The following is a 20,457-nucleotide window of genomic DNA, read 5'->3' as shown; positions in this document are numbered from 1 at the left end:
CAACGATGACGCACTCCGCGCTATCCAGCTGTACATGGGTTCGATGGCTGACGCTGTAATCCGTGGTCGCAACCACGTTGCTGGCGGCACCGAGCAGTTCGTTGAAGAAGCTCCGGTAGCAGCAGCTGAGTAATTGACGCCTTGGCGTTGACTCAGTAAGCAAAAAGGGGGCTTGGCCCCCTTTTTGCCACCTCGAAAACCATTTGTTGGCACCTGTTTTTAGGGGCGCCGCTACTGCATTTGTAATGTGCAGCAGCTAACAAGGGTGGTTCGGGAAGAATTGAACGCCCGTTCGATCGGGTGGAATGGTTGATAACCTATCCAAGAGGAATTTTGAAATGGCAGAGATTACTGCAGCGTTGGTCAAAGAACTGCGCGAGCGTACTGGCGAAGGCATGATGGACTGCAAGAAAGCCTTGACCAAGGCTGGCGGCGACATCGAAAAAGCCATTGATGACATGCGTGCTTCGGGCGCCATCAAGGCAGCCAAAAAAGCAGGCAACGTTGCTGCTGAAGGCGCTATCGCTCTGAAGGAAGACGGTAAATCCGCCGTTCTGCTGGAAGTGAACTCGCAGACCGACTTCCTGGCCCTGCAGGACGACTTCAAGGCATTTGTTGCTGCAAGCGTTGAAAAAGCGTTCGCCGACAAGCTGGCAGACGTTGCTCCGCTGATCGAAGCTCAAGAAGCTGATCGCCTGGTACTGGTCGGCAAGGTTGGCGAAAACGTCAACATCCGTCGTCTGGCACGCGTTGAAGGTGACGTTGTCGGTGGTTACCTGCACGGCAACAAGATCGGTGTTGCAGTTGTCCTGAAAGGCGGCAATGTTGAGCTGGCCAAGGACATCGCTATGCACGTAGCGGCCACCAACCCTGAATTCCTGCTGCCATCGGAAGTTTCCGCTGATGCGATCGAGCGCGAGAAAGGCGTGTTCCTGACGCTGAACGCTGACAAGATCGCCGGCAAGCCGGAAAACATCGTTGAAAACATGGTCAAAGGCCGTATCAGCAAGTTCCTGGCCGAAGCCAGCCTGGTTGAGCAGGCGTTCGTCAAGAACCCTGAAATCAAGGTCGGCGAGCTGGCCAAGAAAGCCGGTGCTGAAATCGTTTCCTTCACCTACTTCAAAGTAGGCGAAGGCATCGAGAAGCCAGTCGACAACTTCGCTGAAGAAGTTGCTGCCCAGCTGGCTGCTGCCAAGTCGTAAGACGGTTTTTTAACTGTCGCCCTGAAGAGGCTGCCCGCTTACGCGCGCAGCCTCTTTTCAGATGGGGAAGCCAATTTATTTGGTTTTCTGTCGGAACTGGCTTACAAAGCCGTGTTCCGATGGCGCTGTGATAGCGTCACGTTAGAGTGAACGCAGGCTGCAAACAGCCCGCAAAGAATTTTTTAAAATACGCCGCAGGAGAGATTCGCAATGGCTCAGCAGGGCAGTGGTTATCAGGCTCGCTATAAACGCATTCTACTCAAGCTTAGCGGCGAGGCCCTGATGGGCTCCGAAGAGTTCGGGATCGACCCCAAGGTTCTGGATCGCATGGCGCTGGAAGTCGGCCAACTGGTCGGTATCGGCGTTCAGGTCGGTCTGGTGATTGGTGGTGGTAATCTGTTCCGCGGTGCGGCACTGAGTGCGGCCGGCATGGATCGGGTAACTGGCGACCACATGGGCATGCTGGCCACTGTGATGAACGCTCTGGCCATGCGTGACGCGCTGGAACGTGCGAATATCTCGGCGATCGTGATGTCGGCTATTTCCATGGTGGGCGTGACCGATCATTACGATCGCCGCAAAGCCATGCGTCACCTGAACGCCAAGGAAGTGGTCATTTTCGCTGCCGGTACCGGCAACCCGTTCTTCACCACAGACTCGGCAGCTTGCCTGCGAGCGATCGAGATCGATGCTGACGTCGTGTTGAAAGCGACCAAGGTTGATGGTGTGTACACCGCTGACCCATTCAAAGACCCGCATGCCGAGAAGTTCGATCATCTGACCTACGATGAAGTGCTGGATCGCAAGCTGGGTGTGATGGATCTGACGGCTATTTGCCTGTGCCGCGACCACAAAATGCCGCTGCGCGTATTTAACATGAACAAGCCTGGCGCCCTGCTGAACATCGTGCATGGCGGCGCTGAAGGAACCCTGATCGAGGAAGGCCAACAATGATCAACGAAATCAAGAAAGACGCTCAAGAGCGCATGACCAAATCGCTGGAATCGCTGGCGCACGCGTTCAGCCGAATTCGCACTGGCCAGGCTCACCCAAGCATTCTGGGTGGTGTGATGGTGCCTTACTACGGCGCTGACACCCCGCTGAACCAGGTTGCCAACGTCACCGTCAAAGATTCGCGCACTCTGCAAGTCGTGGCCTTCGAGCGCAACATGCTGGCGGCCGTCGACAAGGCGATCCAGAGCTCGGGTCTGGGCTTCAACCCGACCAACCTCGGTGAACTGCTGCTGATCTCCATGCCGGCGCTGACCGAAGAAACCCGCAAGGGCTTCACCAAGCAGGCGCGTGAAGCGGCAGAAGATGGTCGTGTAGCAGTGCGCAATATCCGTCGTGATGCCTTGAGCCAGCTCAAGGATCTGGTCAAAGAGAAAGAGATCAGTGAAGACGAAGAGCGTCGCGCCGCTGACGATATCCAGAAGCTGACTGACAAGTTTGTTGCGGAAATCGAAGCAGCCGTGAAGCAAAAAGAAGCGGATTTGATGGCCGTATAAGGGTCGCGCTTTTATGGAAAAGACCAAACAGCCTGTGCTGTCCTCGGTGCCGCGCCACGTCGCGATCATCATGGATGGCAATAATCGCTGGGCAAAAAAACGTTTCTTGCCCGGTGTTGCCGGGCACAAGGCTGGCGTCGATGCCGTTCGCGCGGTCATTGAGGTGTGTGCTGAGGCCGGGGTCGAAGTACTGACCCTGTTCGCCTTCTCCAGTGAAAACTGGCAGCGTCCGGCCGATGAAGTCAGCGCCTTGATGGATTTGTTTTTCAAGGCATTGCGTCGCGAGGCCAAGCGCCTGAACGACAACAACATCACGTTGCGTATTATCGGTGACCGTTCGCGTTTTCATCCCGAGCTTCAAGCAGCAATGCGTGAGGCGGAGGCGATGACAGTGGGCGCCAATCGTTTTGTTCTGCAGATCGCTGCGAACTACGGTGGCCAGTGGGATATCGCGCAGGCTGCGCAGCGTCTGGCGCGAGAAGTTCAGGCTGGGCATTTGCGTCCGGATGACATTACCCCGCAGTTGCTGCAAACCTGCCTGGCTACCGGTGATCTGCCGCTGCCGGACTTGTGCATTCGTACCGGTGGCGAGCATCGCATCAGCAACTTCCTGCTGTGGCAGTTGGCGTACTCCGAGCTGTATTTTTCCGACCTGTTCTGGCCGGACTTCAAACACGAAGCCATGCGTAATGCGCTGGCCGATTTCGCATCTCGCCAGCGTCGCTTCGGTAAAACGAGTGAGCAGGTCGAGGCTGGAGCCCGGGTTTAATGCTCAAACAACGAATCATCACTGCGCTGATCCTGCTACCGATCGCCTTGTGCGGATTTTTTCTGCTCGAGGGTTCCGGTTTTGCGCTGTTTATCGGATTGGTCGTGACCCTCGGTGCCTGGGAGTGGGCGCGTTTGGCGGGTTTCACTGCACAACCGATTCGCGTCGCTTATGCGGCCGTGGTCGCGGCGATGCTGTTTGTCATGCACGTGCTGCCAGGGCTTTCGCCTTGGGTGCTGGGTGCTGCCGTGCTCTGGTGGGCGGCGGCGACTTACCTGGTGCTGACCTATCCCAAGACCAGCGAACATTGGGCCAGTGCGGCCTGCAAGCTGGTGATCGGCCTGCTGATCCTGCTGCCGGCCTGGCAAGGTTTGATCCTGATCAAGCAAGAGCCGCTGGGTAACTGGCTGATCATGGCGGTGATGGTGTTGGTCTGGGGCGCAGACATTGGTGCTTACTTTTCCGGTCGGGCATTCGGCAAGCGCAAACTTGCTCCGCACGTCAGTCCTGGCAAGAGCTGGGAAGGCGTGTACGGCGGCTTGCTGCTGAGTCTGGTGATCACCGCCATCGTTGGTCTGGTGCGTAGCTGGACGACCGGCGAGATGCTGAAAGGGCTGATCGGCACGGCGATTATCGTGTTTATTTCGGTGGTCGGCGATTTGACCGAAAGCATGTTCAAACGCCAGTCGGGGATCAAGGACAGCAGCAATTTGCTGCCTGGCCACGGCGGCGTTCTGGATCGTATTGACAGTCTCACCGCAGCGATTCCCGTGTTTGCCGTATTGCTGTGGATGGCAGCATCGTGAGCCGCCCACAACAGATCACTGTCCTGGGGGCGACCGGCTCGATTGGTCTGAGCACCCTTGATGTCATCGCTCGTCATCCTGAGCGTTATCAGGTTTTTGCGTTGAGTGGCTACTCTCGTCTGAATGAGCTGCTGGCCTTGTGCGTTCGCCATGAGCCGCGTTTTGCTGTTGTGCCAGAGCCAGTGGCTGCCCGACGTCTGCAAGACGATCTGCGGGCGGCAGGCCTTTCGACGCGCGTGCTGGTGGGGGAGGAGGGCTTGTGTCAGGTCGCCTCCGACGCTGAAGTCGATGCGGTGATGGCGGCGATTGTCGGTGCGGCGGGATTGCGTCCGACACTGGCAGCGGTCGAGGCGGGCAAGAAAATTCTGTTGGCCAACAAAGAAGCGCTGGTGATGTCCGGCGCTCTGTTCATGCAGGCTGTGCACAAGAGCGGGTCGGTGCTGCTGCCGATCGACAGCGAGCACAATGCGATCTTTCAGTGCATGCCCGCAGACTTTTCCCGTGGGCTCGGCGCTGTAGGTGTTCGACGGATTTTACTGACAGCCTCTGGCGGTCCGTTCCGGCAGACATCCTTGGCTGAGTTGGCGCATGTTACGCCAGAGCAGGCGTGTGCCCATCCCAACTGGTCGATGGGGCGCAAGATTTCGGTCGATTCGGCCAGCATGATGAACAAGGGCCTGGAGTTGATCGAGGCCTGTTGGCTGTTTGATGCCAAGCCGTCGCAGGTCGAAGTGGTGATTCATCCGCAAAGCGTGATTCATTCGCTGGTCGACTACGTTGATGGCTCGGTATTGGCGCAGTTGGGCAATCCGGATATGCGGACGCCGATCGCCAACGCGCTGGCATGGCCTGAACGCATCGATTCCGGGGTTGCGCCGCTTGATCTGTTTGCGATCGCGCGTCTGGACTTCCAGGCACCCGACGAAGAGCGCTTTCCATGCTTGCGTCTGGCGCGTCAGGCGGCCGAGGCCGGGAACAGTGCTCCGGCCATGTTGAATGCCGCGAATGAGGTGGCTGTTGCGGGCTTTCTCGATGGACGTGTCCGTTACCTGGAGATCGCGAGTATCATCGAAGAGGTGTTAAACCTCGAACCTGTGGTTTCGGTCGATGATCTCGATGCGGTTTTCACTGCGGACGCGAAAGCGCGTGTCCTGGCCGAGCGTTGGTTGAGTCGTCACGGGCGATAGGTGTTGCGGCTGGTTTACCCGCGGCAGCACTGAATAGGATTGCGGAGAAAGTAGATGAGCGCGCTCTATATGATTGTCGGCACCCTGGTGGCTTTGGGCGTGCTGGTCACCTTCCATGAATTTGGCCATTTCTGGGTCGCGCGTCGCTGTGGCGTCAAGGTTCTGCGTTTCTCCGTGGGCTTCGGCCTGCCGTTGCTGCGCTGGCATGATCGGCGCGGCACCGAGTTCGTAATCGCCGCCATCCCTCTGGGTGGTTACGTGAAGATGCTTGATGAGCGTGAAGGCGAAGTGCCGGTCGATCAGCTTGACCAGGCCTTTAACCGCAAATCCGTTCGTCAGCGCATCGCCATCGTTGCTGCCGGGCCTATCGCCAACTTTCTGTTGGCGATGGTGTTTTTCTGGGGGCTGGCGATGCTGGGCACCGAGCAGGTGCGCCCGGTCATCGGCGCTGTTGAAATCGGCAGTATCGCTGCCAAGGCTGGATTGAGTCCGGGGCAGGAAATCGTCGCCATCGACGGTGAGCCGACTTCGGGCTGGGCGGCAGTGAATCTGCAATTGGTCCGGCGTCTTGGTGAAAGCGGTCCGTTGCAATTGCTGGTGCGCGAACAGGGCTCTACCGCTGATTCACCTCGTGAGCTGGTCCTGGATCATTGGCTCAAGGGCGCCGATGAGCCGGATCCGATTCGCTCGCTGGGTATTCGTCCCTGGCGTCCGGTATTGCCGCCGGTGTTGGCTGAGTTAGACCCTAAAGGCCCGGCGCAGGCTGCTGGCCTGAAGACCGGCGATCGTCTGTTGGCGCTCGATGGCCAAGCGCTGACCGATTGGCAGCAAGTGGTTGATTGGGTCCGTGTACGTCCTGATACCAAAATTGTGCTGCATATCGAGCGTGACGGTGCTCAAATCGACGTCCCGGTCACCTTGGCAACCCGCGGTAAGGCGAAAGTGGCCAGTGGTTATCTGGGTGCGGGGGTGAAGGCTATCGATTGGCCACCAGAGATGATTCGCGAGGTCAGCTTCGGTCCTGTGGCGGCAATTGGCGAAGGTGCTCGACGCACCTGGACCATGAGTGTGTTGACCCTTGATTCACTAAAGAAAATGTTGTTCGGCGAGCTCTCGGTAAAAAACTTGAGTGGACCGATAACCATTGCTAAAGTGGCGGGCGCTTCTGCCCAGTCGGGTGTCGCTGATTTCCTGAATTTCCTAGCTTATCTGAGTATTAGCCTGGGAGTTCTGAATTTGTTGCCCATTCCTGTACTGGATGGGGGGCATTTGTTGTTTTATCTGATCGAGTGGGCGCGTGGTCGTCCCTTGTCGGATCGGGTGCAGGGTTGGGGGATACAGATCGGTATCAGTTTGGTGGTCGGGGTGATGTTGCTTGCTCTGGTCAACGATCTGAGTCGACTGTAACGCTTCGCTGAATTGCGAATATGCCGCAGGTTGCGGCAGTTTGTTTATTGCCAGTTGGAATAAGAAAGGACTTCATGAAACGTCTGCTGCTAACTGCGGTTCTCACCGTATTGATGATCGCCGAAGTTCACGCCGAGTCCTTCACTATCTCCGATATTCGCGTCAATGGCCTCCAGCGGGTATCCGCGGGTAGCGTCTTTGGTGCCTTGCCGTTGAACGTCGGTGAACAGGCGGACGATCGTCGCCTGGTGGAATCCACTCGTGCTCTGTTCAAAACCGGTTTCTTTCAAGATATCCAGCTGGGCCGCGATGGCAATGTCCTGGTCATCACTGTAGTCGAACGCCCGTCGGTCGCCAGTATCGAGATCGAAGGTAACAAGGCGATCTCCACTGAAGACCTGATGAAAGGCCTTAAACAATCCGGTCTGGCCGAAGGCGAGATCTTCCAGCGTGCGACGCTTGAAGGTGTACGTAACGAACTGCAGCGTCAGTACGTCGCCCAAGGTCGCTACTCGGCGACCGTCGATACCGAGGTTGTTCCTCAGCCGCGTAACCGCGTTGGCTTGAAGGTCAATATCAACGAAGGCACTGTCGCGGCTATCCAGCACATCAATGTGGTGGGTAACACGGTTTTCCCTGATGAAGACCTGATCGACCTGTTCGAACTCAAGACCACCAACTGGCTGTCGTTCTTCAAGAACGATGACAAGTACGCTCGTGAAAAACTCTCCGGTGACCTGGAGCGTCTGCGCTCCTATTACCTGGACCGTGGCTATATCAACATGGATATCGCTTCGACCCAGGTTTCGATCACCCCGGACAAAAAACACGTCTATATCACTGTTAACGTCAACGAAGGTCAGAAGTACAACGTTCGTGACGTGAAGCTCAGCGGTGACCTGAAGGTTCCTGAAGACCAGGTCAAAGCGCTGCTGCTGGTGCAAAAAGGTCAGGTGTTCTCGCGCAAGCTGATGACCACGACTTCTGAATTGATCACCCGTCGTCTGGGTAACGAGGGTTACACCTTCGCCAACGTAAACGGTGTACCTACTCCACATGGCGACGATCACACGGTTGATATCACCTTTGTGGTCGATCCGGGCAAGCGTGCTTACGTAAACCGTATCAACTTCCGCGGCAACACCAAGTCGGAAGACGAAGTGCTGCGTCGTGAAATGCGTCAGATGGAAGGTGGCTGGGCTTCGACCTACTTGATCGACCAGTCCAAGACCCGTCTGGAACGTCTGGGCTTCTTCAAGGAAGTCAACGTCGAGACTCCGGCTGTACCGGGTGTCGATGACCAGGTTGACGTGAACTACGCCGTTGAAGAGCAGCCTTCCGGTTCGATTACTGCCAGCGTTGGTTTTGCTCAGAGCGCCGGTTTGATCCTGGGTGGTTCGATTACCCAGAACAACTTCCTGGGTACCGGTAACAAGGTCAGCATCGGCTTGACCCGTAGCCAATACCAGAGCCGTTACAACTTCGGCTACGTTGACCCGTACTGGACTGCCGATGGCGTGAGCCTGGGTTACAACGCTTTCTATCGCACCACTGACTACAAAAACCTCGACGTCAACGTAGCCAGCTATGCGGTAGACAGCGTGGGTGCTGGCGTCAGCGTCGGTTATCCGATCAGCGAGACTTCGCGTCTGACCTTCGGTCTGACGGCGCAGCAAGACAAGATCAAGACCGGGCAGTACACCGTTGACGAGATTTTTGACTTCGTTAACCGTGAAGGCGATCAGTACCTGAACTTCAAGGCCTCGGCCGGTTGGTCCGAGTCGACTCTGAACAAAGGCGTGCTGGCGACCCGTGGTCACTCCCAGAGCTTGACGATGGAAGCGACGACACCGGGTAGCGACCTGTCTTTCTTCAAACTCGATTACCGTGGTCAGCTGTTCCAGCCATTGAGTGACAACTACACCATGCGTCTGCATACAGAGCTGGGCTATGGTGATGGTTACGGTTCGACCAGTGGCCTGCCGTTCTACGAGAACTACTACGCAGGTGGTTTCAACTCGGTTCGTGGCTTCAAGGACAGCACCCTGGGTCCTCGCAGTACGCCGAGTCGTGGCGTTAACCCTGGAACTTCCGTCGACCCGGACCAGAATGCGCTGCCGTTTGGTGGTAACGTCCTGATTCAGGGCGGTGTAGAGGTTCTGTTCCCTCTGCCGTTCGTGAAAGATCAGCGTTCCTTGCGCACTTCGGTATTCTGGGACGTGGGTAACGTGTTCGACTCGACTTGCACGCAGAGCACTAACGCCGATGGTTCGAAGTCTAAAACGCAGTGCAACGACATTAGCCTGAGTAATATGGCCAGTTCGGTGGGTGTTGGTGTGACATGGGTTACCGCCCTTGGTCCGTTGAGCTTTGCCTTGGCAATGCCGGTCAAGAAACCGGACAGCAATGCAGAGACCCAAGTGTTCCAATTCTCCCTCGGTCAGACTTTCTAATAGTCTGATCCAAGATAACGACAATGGATTTTGTAGGAGTGCATCGTGCGTAAGTTGACTCAATTGGTTCTCCTGGCAACTGTCCTGGTAGCAACCCCGGCATTTGCCGAAATGAAAATTGCAGTACTGAACTATCAAATGGCTCTGCTGGAGTCTGATGCGGCGAAAAAGTACGCCGTGGATGCCGAGAAGAAGTTCGGCCCGCAGCTGACCAAGCTCAAAACCCTGGAAAGCAGTGCCAAAGGCATCCAGGATCGTCTGGTCAGCGGTGGCGACAAAATGGCCCAGGGCGAGCGTGAGCGTCTTGAGCTCGAATTCAAGCAGAAGGCCCGTGACTTCCAGTTCCAGTCCAAGGAGCTGAACGAAGCCAAAGCCGTTGCTGACCGTGAAATGCTGAAGCAGCTCAAGCCGAAGCTGGACAGCGCAGTGGAAGAAGTCATCAAGAAAGGTGCTTATGACCTGGTCTTCGAGCGTGGCGCAGTGATTGATGTCAAACCTCAGTACGACATCACTCGCCAGGTTATCGAGCGCATGAATCAGCTGAAGTAATCCATGACAGCGACTATAAAGCTCGGCCAATTGGCCGAGTTCCTCGGCGCCACCCTGCGTGGCTCCGCGGAGAAAGAAATCACTGGGCTAGCCACCTTGCAGGAGGCTGGCCCAGCTCAGTTGAGCTTTCTGGCAAATCCCCAATACCGTAAATATCTGGCCGACAGCCAGGCCGCAGCCGTGTTGCTGAAGGCCGCTGACGCAGAAGGCTTTGTCGGTGATGCGCTGGTTGTGCCTGATCCGTACCTGGCGTATGCGCGGGTTTCCCATCTGTTTGATCCAAAACCCAAGGCTGCTGCCGGTATTCATCCGACGGCGGTTGTGGCGACGGATGCAGTGGTTGATCCAGCAGCGAGTATCGGTGCGTTTGCCGTGATCGAAAGCGCTGCGCGAATCGCCGCAGGCGTGACGGTCGGTGCGCACTGCTTCATCGGTGCGCGCAGCGAGATCGGTGAGGACGGCTGGTTGGCTCCGCGTGTGACGCTGTATCACGACGTACGCATCGGCAAGCGCGTGGTCATTCAGTCCGGTGCCGTGCTCGGTGGTGAAGGCTTTGGTTTTGCCAACGAAAAAGGCATCTGGCAGAAAATCGCCCAGGTGGGTGGGGTATTGATCGGTGACGATGTGGAGATAGGCGTGAATACCGCCATCGACCGCGGTGCGTTGGCCGACACCATCATCGGCAATGGCGTGAAGCTCGATAACCAGATTCAGATCGCCCACAACGTGCAAGTCGGTGATCACACCGCCATGGCTGCGTGCGTGGGGATTTCCGGCAGCACCAAAATCGGCAAGCACTGCATGCTGGCGGGTGGTGTGGGGCTGGTCGGACACATTGATATTTGCGACAACGTATTCCTGACCGGAATGACCATGGTGACTCACTCGATTACCGAGCCGGGCTCCTATTCGTCCGGGACGGCCATGCAACCGGCTGCCGAGTGGCGCAAAAGCGCGGCACGTATTCGTCAGCTCGATGACATCGCGCGACGTCTGCGACAGCTGGAAAAGCGTGTTGGGGACGTGACCCCTGACAGCAATGCTTCATCAGATGGCTGATACCATTTCCATATCAAGTGTGCACAGCCGTTAGACTGCCTCCTTGATTTGCTAGAGGAGTGTGCGTCAGTCGCGCGCTCCCAATCTTTACATAGGCTTCCCCCCGAAATGATGGACATCAACGAGATTCGCGAATACCTGCCTCACCGTTACCCGTTCCTGCTGGTGGACCGGGTAGTGGAGCTGGATGTTGAGGGCAAGCGCATTCGCGCCTACAAGAATGTCAGCATCAACGAACCGTTCTTCAACGGTCACTTCCCTGCGCATCCAATCATGCCGGGCGTACTGATCATTGAAGCGATGGCTCAGGCTGCCGGGATCCTTGGTTTCAAAATGCTCGACGTGAAGCCAGCCGATGGCACGCTTTACTACTTCGTCGGCTCCGACAAGCTGCGTTTCCGTCAGCCGGTTCTGCCGGGTGATCAGCTGATTCTTGAAGCCAAGTTTCTCAGCTGCAAGCGTCAGATCTGGAAGTTCGAATGCCAGGCTTCGGTCGATGGCAAACCAGTCTGTTCTGCTGAAATCATCTGTGCGGAACGCAAACTATGAGTTTGATTGACCCTCGCGCAATCATCGATCCGACGGCCATTCTGGCCGACGACGTCGAGGTCGGCCCTTGGTCGATCGTCGGCGCTGGTGTGGAAATCGGCGAGGGAACAGTGATCGGCCCGCACGTGATTCTCAAGGGCCCGACACGCATCGGTAAGCACAACCGCATTTACCAGTTTTCTTCGGTAGGTGAGGACACGCCCGATTTGAAGTACAAGGGTGAAGAAACCCGTCTGGTGATCGGCGACCACAATGTCATCCGTGAAGGCGTGACGATTCACCGCGGCACCGTGCAGGATCGTTCCGAAACGACCCTGGGTGACCACAACCTGATCATGGCCTATGCCCATATTGGCCATGACAGCGTTATCGGCAATAACTGCATCCTGGTCAATAACACTGCGTTGGCCGGTCATGTGCATGTCGACGACTGGGCGATCCTGTCCGGTTTTACCCTGGTTCATCAGTATTGCCATATTGGCGCCCACAGCTTTTCCGGCATGGGCACGGCCATTGGCAAGGACGTTCCGGCCTATGTCACGGTGTTCGGCAACCCTGCCGAAGCCCGTAGCATGAACTTCGAAGGCATGCGTCGCCGTGGTTTCAGCGAGGATGCGATCCACGCATTACGCCGTGCCTATAAAGTGGTTTATCGCCAGGGTTTGACGGTCGAACAAGCGCTTGTCGAGTTGACCGAGCCGTCGGAACAGTTCCCGGAAGTCGCGGTATTCCGTGACTCCATTCAGTCTTCGACTCGCGGCATTACCCGTTAACCATGGCCAATCTGCGTATTGCGCTGGTGGCGGGCGAAGCCTCCGGCGATATTCTGGGTGCGGGGCTGATGCGCGCGCTCAAGGCACAGCATCCTGCGGTTGAGTTCATTGGTGTCGGCGGTCCGCTGATGCAGGCTGAAGGCCTGGACTCTTACTTCCCGATGGAACGCCTGGCGGTCATGGGGCTGGTCGAGGTGCTGGGTCGATTGCGCGAGCTGCTGGCCCGCCGCAAAAAACTGATCGCGACCCTCATAGCCGAAAAGCCGGATGTTTTCATCGGCATCGACGCACCGGATTTCACCCTCAATATCGAGCTCAAGCTGCGTCAGGCCGGGATCAAGACCGTGCATTACGTCAGCCCTTCGGTTTGGGCGTGGCGCCAAAAGCGCGTACTGAAGATTCGCGAAGGCTGCGATCTGATGCTCACGCTGTTCCCGTTCGAAGCCAAATTCTACGAAGAGAAGGGCGTGCCGGTGCGGTTTGTCGGTCACTCCTTGGCCGATGTGATCCCCCTTGAGGCTGATCGCTCGGCTGCGCGTGCCGAACTGGGACTGCCAGAAGGCCCATTGGTTGCTCTGATGCCGGGCAGTCGGGGTGGTGAGGTTGGGCGCCTGGGTGCCTTGTTCCTCGACACTGCCGAGCGTTTGCGAGCCATGCGTCCCGGTGTGCGGTTCGTCATGCCTTGCGCCAGCCCTGAACGCCGTGTGCAGCTCGAAGAGCTGCTGGCCAGCCGCGATTTGCCGGTGACCTTGCTCGATGGCCGTTCCCATCAGGCGCTGGCTGCTTGCGATGCGGTGCTGATTGCGTCGGGGACCGCGACACTGGAGGCCTTGCTGTACAAGCGGCCGATGGTTGTCGCGTATCGCCTGGCGCCGCTGACGTTCTGGATCCTCAAGCGCATGGTGAAAAGCCCTTACATCTCCTTGCCGAATTTGCTGGCTCAGCGGCTGCTGGTACCCGAGTTGCTGCAGGACGATGCAACCCCTGAAGCACTGGCGCTGACGCTGTCGCCGCTGATCGATGGCGGTGAAGAGCAAACCACCGGTTTTGACCAGATTCACCGGACCTTGCGCCGCGATGCCTCGAACCAGGCCGCAGAAGCCGTCCTCAATCTGATCGGCACACCCCAATGAGTAACGTAAAGATGCAAATGGGCCTGGATTTTACCCTCGTCGCAGACGCCGAAGACCTGGTGGCCGGTGTCGATGAAGTCGGTCGCGGCCCGCTCTGCGGCGCGGTAGTGACGGCGGCGGTGATCCTCGATCCGAGCCGGCCGATCCTCGGGCTCAACGACTCGAAGAAGCTCACAGAAGCGCGTCGCGAAAAGCTCTACGACGAAATCTGCGAGAAAGCTCTGAGCTGGTGCATCGCACGTGCCGAAGTCGAAGAAATCGATGAGCTGAATATTCTGCACGCCACCATGCTGGCCATGCAGCGCGCTGTCGAAGGTCTGCACATCACGCCGAAACTGGCGATGATCGATGGCAACCGTTGCCCGAAACTGGCAATGCCTGCCGAAGCCGTGGTCAAGGGCGATAGCAAGGTCCCGGCCATCGCAGCAGCGTCGATTCTGGCGAAAGTCAGCCGTGATCGCGAAATGGCTGCGTTCGAATTGATTTATCCGGGTTACGGTATCGGCGGCCACAAAGGCTACCCGACGCCCGTTCATCTGGAAGCGTTGGCCCGGCTGGGGCCGACGCCGATTCACCGGCGCTCGTTTGCTCCGGTGCGCCTTGCCTATGAGGCGCGTGAAGGCCTGACTGAGGTTTAGTCGACAGGCTGATGTTTTGCTCAGGGCCCGGTACAATCCGGTGCTTTAAAGCGTAACGAGCGCAGGTAAGCCAAGGCGAACGGCGTCGAGAAAGCGGAGTTGACTGTAGTCAATGAGCATTTCGAGCCGGCGTTCAACGCAGGATTACCAAGCGCAGTCGCTTTAAAGTACCGGATTTCCGGGCCTTGTCGTTTTCACGCTTCTACAGGATCACTATGCCGGCTTCATTCATTCACCTACGCCTGCACACTGAATATTCCCTGGTCGACGGTCTGGTGCGGATCAAACCGCTGGTCAAGACCCTGGTCGGCATGAACATGCCTGCCGTGGCGGTCACCGACCAGAACAACATGTGTTCCCTGGTCAAGTTCTACAAAAACGCCATGGGCGCCGGTATCAAGCCTATCTGTGGCGCCGACCTGTGGCTGTCAAACAAGGATCCCGATAACCCGCTGAGCCGGATCAGCTTCCTGGCGATGAACGCCGTTGGCTACCGCAACCTCACCGAGTTGATTTCGCGCGGCTTCATCGACGGCCAGCGCAATGGCCAGATCATCATCGAGCGCGAATGGGTGGCCGAGGCCAGCGAAGGCTTGATCATGCTCTCGGCGGCAAAAGAGGGCGAGATTGGTATCGCCTTGCTGAGTGGCAATCCTGACGAAGCCGAAACCCTGGCTCGTGAATGGATGGCGGTGTTCCCGGATCGTTTCTATCTGGAAATCCAGCGCACCAATCGTCCAAACGACGAAGAACAACTGCACGCCGCCGTGGCCCTGGCCGACAAGATCGGCGCGCCGTTGGTGGCGACCAACGATGTGCGCTTCATCAAGCGCGAAGACTTCGAGGCTCACGAAACCCGTGTTTGCATCGGTGAAGGCCGGGCGCTCGACGATCCGCGCCGTTCGAAGAACTACAGCGATCAGCAGTACCTGAAAAGCGCCGAGGAAATGGCCGAGTTGTTCAGCGACTTGCCTGAAGCGTTGGAAAACACCGTCGAGATCGCCAAACGCTGCAATATCGATGTGAAGCTCGGCAAACACTTCCTGCCCAACTTCCCGATTCCCGATGGCATGACCATCGACGAGTATTTCCGCAAAGTCTCCTTCGATGGCCTGGAAGAGCGCTTGAGCGTTCTGCTGCCCAAGGACACGACCGAAGATTACGACGCCAAGCGTCAGGTCTACGTTGACCGGTTGAATTTCGAGCTGGATATCATCATCCAGATGGGGTTCCCCGGTTACTTCCTGATCGTTATGGACTTTATCCAGTGGGCCAAGAACAACGGCGTACCGGTAGGTCCTGGCCGTGGGTCGGGTGCCGGGTCGCTGGTGGCCTATGTGCAGAAGATCACCGACCTCGATCCGCTGGAATATGACCTGCTGTTCGAACGTTTCCTTAACCCGGAACGGGTTTCCATGCCCGACTTCGACGTCGACTTCTGCATGGACGGTCGCGACCGGGTGATTGACTACGTGGCCGAGAAATACGGTCGCAACGCGGTAAGCCAGATCATCACCTTCGGTTCCATGGCCGCCAAGGCTGTGGTCCGTGACGTGGCACGGGTGCAGGGCAAGTCCTACGGACTGGCGGATCGTCTGTCGAAGATGATCCCCTTCGAAGTCGGCATGACCCTGGAGAAAGCCTACGAGCAGGAAGAAATCCTCCGTGACTTCATCAAGGTCGATGAAGAAGCCGCAGAAATCTGGGAAATGGCCCGCAAGCTTGAGGGCATTGTGCGTAACGTCGGTAAGCACGCCGGTGGTGTGGTTATCGCGCCGACCAAGCTGACTGACTTTTCGCCGATCTATTGCGACGAAGAGGGTGGCGGCCTGGTAACCCAGTTCGACAAGGACGACGTCGAGGCTGCGGGTCTGGTGAAGTTCGACTTCCTGGGTCTGCGGACCCTGACCATCATCGATTGGGCGCTGAAAACCATCAACCGCGACCGCGCCAAGGTCGACCAGCCGCCGCTGGATATCGCCTTCATCCCGCTGGATGACAAGCCGACATACCAGTTGCTGCAAAAAGCTGAAACCACCGCGGTGTTCCAGCTCGAGTCGCGCGGCATGAAAGAGCTGATCAAAAAGCTCAAGCCCGACTGCCTGGAAGACTTGATCGCACTGGTGGCGTTGTTCCGTCCGGGCCCGCTGCAATCGGGCATGGTGGATGACTTCATCAACCGTAAGCACGGTCGCGCCGAACTGGCGTATCCGCACTCGGACTACCAGTACGAAGGCCTCAAGCCGGTATTGGCGCCGACCTACGGCATCATCCTGTATCAGGAACAGGTGATGCAGATCGCCCAGGTCATGGCCGGTTACACCCTCGGTGGTGCGGACATGCTGCGTCGGGCCATGGGTAAGAAAAAGCCCGAAGAAATGGCCAAGCAGCGCGGCGGTTTCATTGAAGGTTGCACGACCAACAATATCGATGCCGACCTTGCCGGTAACATCTTCGATCTGGTGGAGAAATTCGCCGGTTACGGCTTCAACAAATCTCACTCCGCCGCCTACGGCCTGGTGTCGTACCAGACGGCGTGGCTGAAAGCTCACTACCCGGCGCCGTTCATGGCGGCGGTGCTCTCGGCGGATATGCACAACACCGACAAGGTCGTGACCTTGATCGAAGAGGTGCGGACCATGAAGTTGCGCCTCGACGCACCGGACGTGAACACTTCGGAGTTCAAGTTCACGGTGAACGACGAAGGCCGCATTATTTACGGTCTGGGGGCGATCAAGGGGGTTGGCGAAGGGCCGGTTGAAGCGATTACTGAAGCGCGTCAGGAAGGGCCGTTCAAGGATCTGTTCGATTTTTGTGCCCGGGTCGACCTCAAACGCATCAACAAACGGACCCTCGACGGGTTGATCCGCAGTGGTGCGCTGGACCGACTCGGCCCGTATTTCCACGATGAACCTAAAGCCTATCAGGCCAACATCGACCGCAATCGAGCAGTCTTGCTGACGGCCATGGAAGAAGCGATCAAGGCGGCCGAGCAGACTGCACGGACCCACGACAGTGGTCACGCTGACCTGTTTGGAGGCCTGTTTGTCGAAGAAGACGCCGACGTCTATGCCAATCACCGCAAAGCCAAGGAGCTGACGCTCAAGGAGCGCCTGAAGGGGGAGAAAGATACCCTGGGGCTGTACCTGACCGGTCACCCGATCGACGAATACGAAGGTGAAATCCGCCGCTTTGCCCGTCAACGCATCATCGATCTGAAACCGGCGCGTGATACACAGACAGTCGCGGGCATGATCATTGCCTTGCGGGTGATGAAGAACAAAAAGGGCGACAAGATGGGCTTCATCACCCTCGACGACCGCTCGGGACGGATCGAAGCGTCGCTGTTTGCCGAGGCGTTCCATTCCGCGCAGTCACTGCTGCAGACTGACGCGATGGTGGTGGTCGAAGGCGAAGTCAGCAATGACGACTTCTCCGGTGGCCTGCGCTTGCGGGTCAAGCGGGTGATGAGCATGGAAGATGCGCGCACTAACCTGGCTGAAAGCCTGCGCTTGAAGGTCCAGACACAGGACTTGAAAGGTGATCAGTTGCGCTGGCTGGGCGAGTTGTTCAAACGTCACCGTGGCGCGTGCCCGATTACCATGGAGTACACCAGCCCTGACGCCAAGGCCCTGTTGCAGTTCGGTGAAGGCTGGCGAATCGATCCGGCGGATGCCTTGATTCAAGCCCTGCGTGACCAGTTCGGGCGAGACAACGTCTTCCTCCAATACCGTTGACGGTCAGGTGCCATTCTTTACCATTAAGAGTTACGCCTTGACCTCGACCCAATTTTTAATCTCGACCTGAACGCGCCTGTCCCTTAAGGTAGGGCGCGAATAGACAACCGGCCGGCCCAAGCTCTCTTGGACGTCGACCCAAGACGGACGCCTATGAACCCGAATTTTCTTGATTTCGAACAGCCGATCGCCGACCTGCAAGCCAAGATCGAAGAGTTGCGCTTGGTCGGTAATGACAATTCGCTGAATATCGGCGATGAAATCTCCCGCCTGCAAGACAAGAGCAGCACGCTCACCGAAGACATCTTCGGCAAGTTGACCAGCTGGCAGATCGCGCGTCTGGCGCGTCATCCGCGTCGCCCGTACACCCTGGACTACATCGAACACATCTTCACCGAGTTCGATGAATTGCACGGTGACCGCCACTTCTCCGACGACGCCGCGATTGTCGGCGGTGTTGCTCGACTGGATGACCAGCCGGTGATGATCATCGGTCACCAGAAAGGCCGTGAAGTGCGCGAGAAGGTTCGCCGCAACTTCGGCATGCCGCGCCCGGAGGGCTACCGCAAGGCCTGCCGTCTGATGGAAATGGCCGAACGTTTCAAAATGCCGATCCTGACCTTCATCGACACTCCGGGTGCATACCCTGGCATCGACGCTGAAGAGCGCAACCAGAGTGAAGCGATTGCCTGGAACCTGCGCGTCATGGCTCGCCTGAAAACCCCAATCATCGCCACCGTGATCGGTGAAGGTGGTTCCGGTGGTGCACTGGCGATCGGCGTTTGCGATCAGTTGAACATGCTGCAGTACTCGACCTACGCGGTGATCTCGCCGGAAGGTTGCGCCTCGATTCTGTGGAAAACCGCCGAGAAAGCCCCGGATGCCGCTGAAGCCATGGGCATCACCGCCGAGCGCCTGAAAGGTCTGGGTATCGTTGATAAAGTGATCAGCGAGCCACTGGGCGGCGCGCACCGCAACCCAGCGGCTGCTGCGGCTTCGATCCGTGCCGAGTTGAGTTCGCAACTGGCGATGCTGAAGAAGTTCGACAACGACGCGCTGCTGGCACGCCGTTACGAGCGTCTGATGAGCTACGGTCTCTGATCTGACCGAGCTTCAATGTGGGAGCGGGCTTGCTCGCGAAAGCGGTATAACAGACAACCAATGTGTTGAATGTTGAGCCACCTTCGCGAGCAAGCCCGCTCCCACATTTGATTTGCGTGAAGTGATCAATATGAAACAACCCACGATTGATCTGCCAGCCAGGCTTCTTCTGAGTCTTACCCCTTGGCGCAACGCTAAAACCTGGCGTGTCGCTTTCTCCGGTGGTCTCGACTCCACCGTTCTGCTGCACCTTCTCGTGCAACTCGCAAAAAGCCAGTCCCTGCCCGAACTCAACGCTATTCACATTCATCACGGTCTCCAGGCTGCGGCTGATGCGTGGCCAGGACATTGTCAGTCGGTGTGTGACGCGCTGGGTGTGCCGTTGGCGGTCGTTCACGTTCAGGTCTTGCCCGGTGCGAGTCTTGAGCGCGCGGCGCGTGACGCGCGGTATGGCGCCTTTGTAGGGGTGACCCAGGCCAATGAGTTGCTACTGACGGCCCAGCACCGCGATGATCAGGCAGAAACGCTTTTGTTTCGTCTGTTGCGTGGGGCCGGGGTGAGAGGGTTGTCGGCGATCCCGTCGCAGCGTCCGTTGGGTCTTGGGTATTTGGTGCGGCCGTTACTCGATGTCTCAAGGGCCGAACTCGAAGCCTATGCCGCCGAACATCAATTGAGCTGGATCGAAGACCCCTCGAACGCTGATCAGCAGTTCTCTCGTAACTACCTTCGGCAGCAGATTTTTCCGGTGCTCACTCAGCGTTGGCCGCAGGCCGTGGCCACCATCGCCCGCAGTGCCGCGCATTTGAGTGAGGCGCAGGGTTTGCTCGATGACCTGGCCGAGATGGATCTGGCTCAAGCCGCAACCGTCAGCGAATTCGATTGGCTGGGCGTGCCGTCTTTGGAAGTGGCAGCGCTTGAAAAACTCTCCTCCGCTCGCCAGCGCAATGCACTCAGCCACTGGCTGGTGCCGCTGACGCGTTTGCCGGACAGTGACCATTGGTCGGGTTGGGAAAATTTGCGCGATGCAGCGATGGATGCGCGGCCGATCTGGCGTCTGGCAGACGGTGAATTACATCGTGCGAACGGGCGAGTCTGGTGGTTGTCCGGCCGTTGGCTGAACCTCCCTGAGCCAGCTCCACTGTGGCCTGATCTGTCGGCGAGACTGCTGCTGCCCGATAACGGCCAGCTCACCTTCAGTGGGGTCATTCCTGAAGGCGTATTAAGCGTGCGCTACCGGCAGGGCGGTGAAGTCATGTATTTGCCCGGGCGAGGGCATCGGGATCTCAAGCGTTTGCTCAATGAAAGCGGCGTGCCGCTGTTCGCCCGTGGCAGATTGCCGCTGCTCTACTGCAATGAACAATTGCTCGCGGTGGCAAACCTGCGCGGGCTCGACGGTAGCGCGAGGGGAAACTGCCTTTTGCAGTGGCAGCCAGCGATCAACGATCAAGGTTTGAGCTGAAAGGGGCTTTCCGGTAGACTACGCTCCCTTCTTGATACAACTTCTGTGGATTCAACTGAATTGCAGGAGTTGCCGATTACCAAGCAGTCTTTGCTGGGCGATTCCAAAAAATGTGTAGCGAGCAACG

At 57.6% G+C, this 20,457-nt stretch carries 17 protein-coding genes and 1 pseudogene; all 18 read left to right on the top strand.

Annotation, left to right across the window (positions count from 1 at the left end):
- Window positions 1-133: pseudogene (locus ACIPIN_RS27690) on the top strand (30S ribosomal protein S2); the annotation flags it as partial.
- Window positions 134-338: 205 nt separating this feature from the next.
- The gene (tsf, locus tag ACIPIN_RS27685) at window positions 339-1,202 is read left to right on the top strand and encodes a translation elongation factor Ts (RefSeq protein ID WP_401124457.1); all 864 of its coding nucleotides are present in this window, start codon (window positions 339-341) and stop codon (window positions 1,200-1,202) included.
- Window positions 1,203-1,412: 210 nt separating this feature from the next.
- Window positions 1,413-2,156 carry a UMP kinase gene (pyrH, locus tag ACIPIN_RS27680; RefSeq protein WP_003172271.1) on the top strand — a complete coding sequence of 248 codons (744 nt, stop codon included), beginning with the start codon at window positions 1,413-1,415 and terminating at the stop codon, window positions 2,154-2,156.
- Window positions 2,153-2,710 (top strand): ribosome recycling factor, encoded by a 558-nt coding sequence (frr, locus tag ACIPIN_RS27675; protein ID WP_071551642.1) that lies wholly within the window; start codon window positions 2,153-2,155, stop codon window positions 2,708-2,710. Before pyrH ends, frr begins: the two co-directional genes overlap by 4 nt.
- A gap of 13 nt (window positions 2,711-2,723) precedes the next feature.
- On the top strand, window positions 2,724-3,479 hold the full coding sequence (gene uppS / locus ACIPIN_RS27670; protein ID WP_054595911.1) for a polyprenyl diphosphate synthase: 756 nt from the start codon (window positions 2,724-2,726) through the stop codon (window positions 3,477-3,479).
- Complete coding sequence (locus ACIPIN_RS27665) at window positions 3,479-4,285, top strand: phosphatidate cytidylyltransferase (protein WP_401124453.1); 807 nt, start codon at window positions 3,479-3,481, stop codon at window positions 4,283-4,285. Before uppS ends, ACIPIN_RS27665 begins: the two co-directional genes overlap by 1 nt.
- Window positions 4,282-5,472, top strand: coding sequence for a 1-deoxy-D-xylulose-5-phosphate reductoisomerase (gene ispC / locus ACIPIN_RS27660; RefSeq protein ID WP_401124451.1), 1,191 nt, complete (start codon window positions 4,282-4,284; stop codon window positions 5,470-5,472). The genes ACIPIN_RS27665 and ispC overlap by 4 nt, the downstream gene beginning before the upstream one ends.
- A gap of 54 nt (window positions 5,473-5,526) precedes the next feature.
- Window positions 5,527-6,879, top strand: coding sequence for a sigma E protease regulator RseP (gene rseP, locus ACIPIN_RS27655; RefSeq protein WP_401124449.1), 1,353 nt, complete (start codon window positions 5,527-5,529; stop codon window positions 6,877-6,879).
- 74 nt (window positions 6,880-6,953) lie between these two features.
- The gene (gene bamA / locus ACIPIN_RS27650; RefSeq protein ID WP_401124447.1) at window positions 6,954-9,332 is read left to right on the top strand and encodes an outer membrane protein assembly factor BamA; all 2,379 of its coding nucleotides are present in this window, start codon (window positions 6,954-6,956) and stop codon (window positions 9,330-9,332) included.
- Between the two features lie 45 nt (window positions 9,333-9,377).
- On the top strand, window positions 9,378-9,881 hold the full coding sequence (locus ACIPIN_RS27645; protein ID WP_071551636.1) for an OmpH family outer membrane protein: 504 nt from the start codon (window positions 9,378-9,380) through the stop codon (window positions 9,879-9,881).
- Window positions 9,882-9,884: 3 nt separating this feature from the next.
- Window positions 9,885-10,940 (top strand): UDP-3-O-(3-hydroxymyristoyl)glucosamine N-acyltransferase, encoded by a 1,056-nt coding sequence (gene lpxD / locus ACIPIN_RS27640; RefSeq protein WP_401124444.1) that lies wholly within the window; start codon window positions 9,885-9,887, stop codon window positions 10,938-10,940.
- A 108-nt stretch (window positions 10,941-11,048) separates the two neighbouring features.
- On the top strand, window positions 11,049-11,489 hold the full coding sequence (gene fabZ / locus ACIPIN_RS27635) for a 3-hydroxyacyl-ACP dehydratase FabZ (protein ID WP_128607522.1): 441 nt from the start codon (window positions 11,049-11,051) through the stop codon (window positions 11,487-11,489).
- A complete protein-coding gene (gene lpxA / locus ACIPIN_RS27630; RefSeq protein WP_401124442.1) occupies window positions 11,486-12,262 on the top strand; it encodes an acyl-ACP--UDP-N-acetylglucosamine O-acyltransferase in 777 nt (258 codons plus the stop codon). Before fabZ ends, lpxA begins: the two co-directional genes overlap by 4 nt.
- A gap of 2 nt (window positions 12,263-12,264) precedes the next feature.
- The gene (gene lpxB / locus ACIPIN_RS27625; protein WP_401124439.1) at window positions 12,265-13,395 is read left to right on the top strand and encodes a lipid-A-disaccharide synthase; all 1,131 of its coding nucleotides are present in this window, start codon (window positions 12,265-12,267) and stop codon (window positions 13,393-13,395) included.
- Between the two features lie 11 nt (window positions 13,396-13,406).
- Window positions 13,407-14,033, top strand: a complete 627-nt coding sequence (gene rnhB, locus ACIPIN_RS27620; RefSeq protein WP_401124459.1) for a ribonuclease HII — start codon at window positions 13,407-13,409, stop codon at window positions 14,031-14,033.
- Between the two features lie 215 nt (window positions 14,034-14,248).
- On the top strand, window positions 14,249-17,770 hold the full coding sequence (gene dnaE, locus ACIPIN_RS27615) for a DNA polymerase III subunit alpha (RefSeq protein ID WP_401124437.1): 3,522 nt from the start codon (window positions 14,249-14,251) through the stop codon (window positions 17,768-17,770).
- 153 nt (window positions 17,771-17,923) lie between these two features.
- The gene (locus tag ACIPIN_RS27610) at window positions 17,924-18,871 is read left to right on the top strand and encodes an acetyl-CoA carboxylase carboxyltransferase subunit alpha (RefSeq protein WP_347904420.1); all 948 of its coding nucleotides are present in this window, start codon (window positions 17,924-17,926) and stop codon (window positions 18,869-18,871) included.
- Window positions 18,872-19,001: 130 nt separating this feature from the next.
- Window positions 19,002-20,330, top strand: a complete 1,329-nt coding sequence (gene tilS / locus ACIPIN_RS27605) for a tRNA lysidine(34) synthetase TilS (RefSeq protein ID WP_401124435.1) — start codon at window positions 19,002-19,004, stop codon at window positions 20,328-20,330.
- Window positions 20,331-20,457: the final 127 nt, after the last annotated feature.

This window comes from Pseudomonas sp. NPDC087697 (assembly GCF_044743155.1).
Taxonomy (GTDB): Bacteria; Pseudomonadota; Gammaproteobacteria; order Pseudomonadales; family Pseudomonadaceae; genus Aquipseudomonas.
The sequence above is the reverse complement of the archived record's forward strand: the minus strand, read 5'-3'. Positions and strand labels throughout refer to the sequence as shown.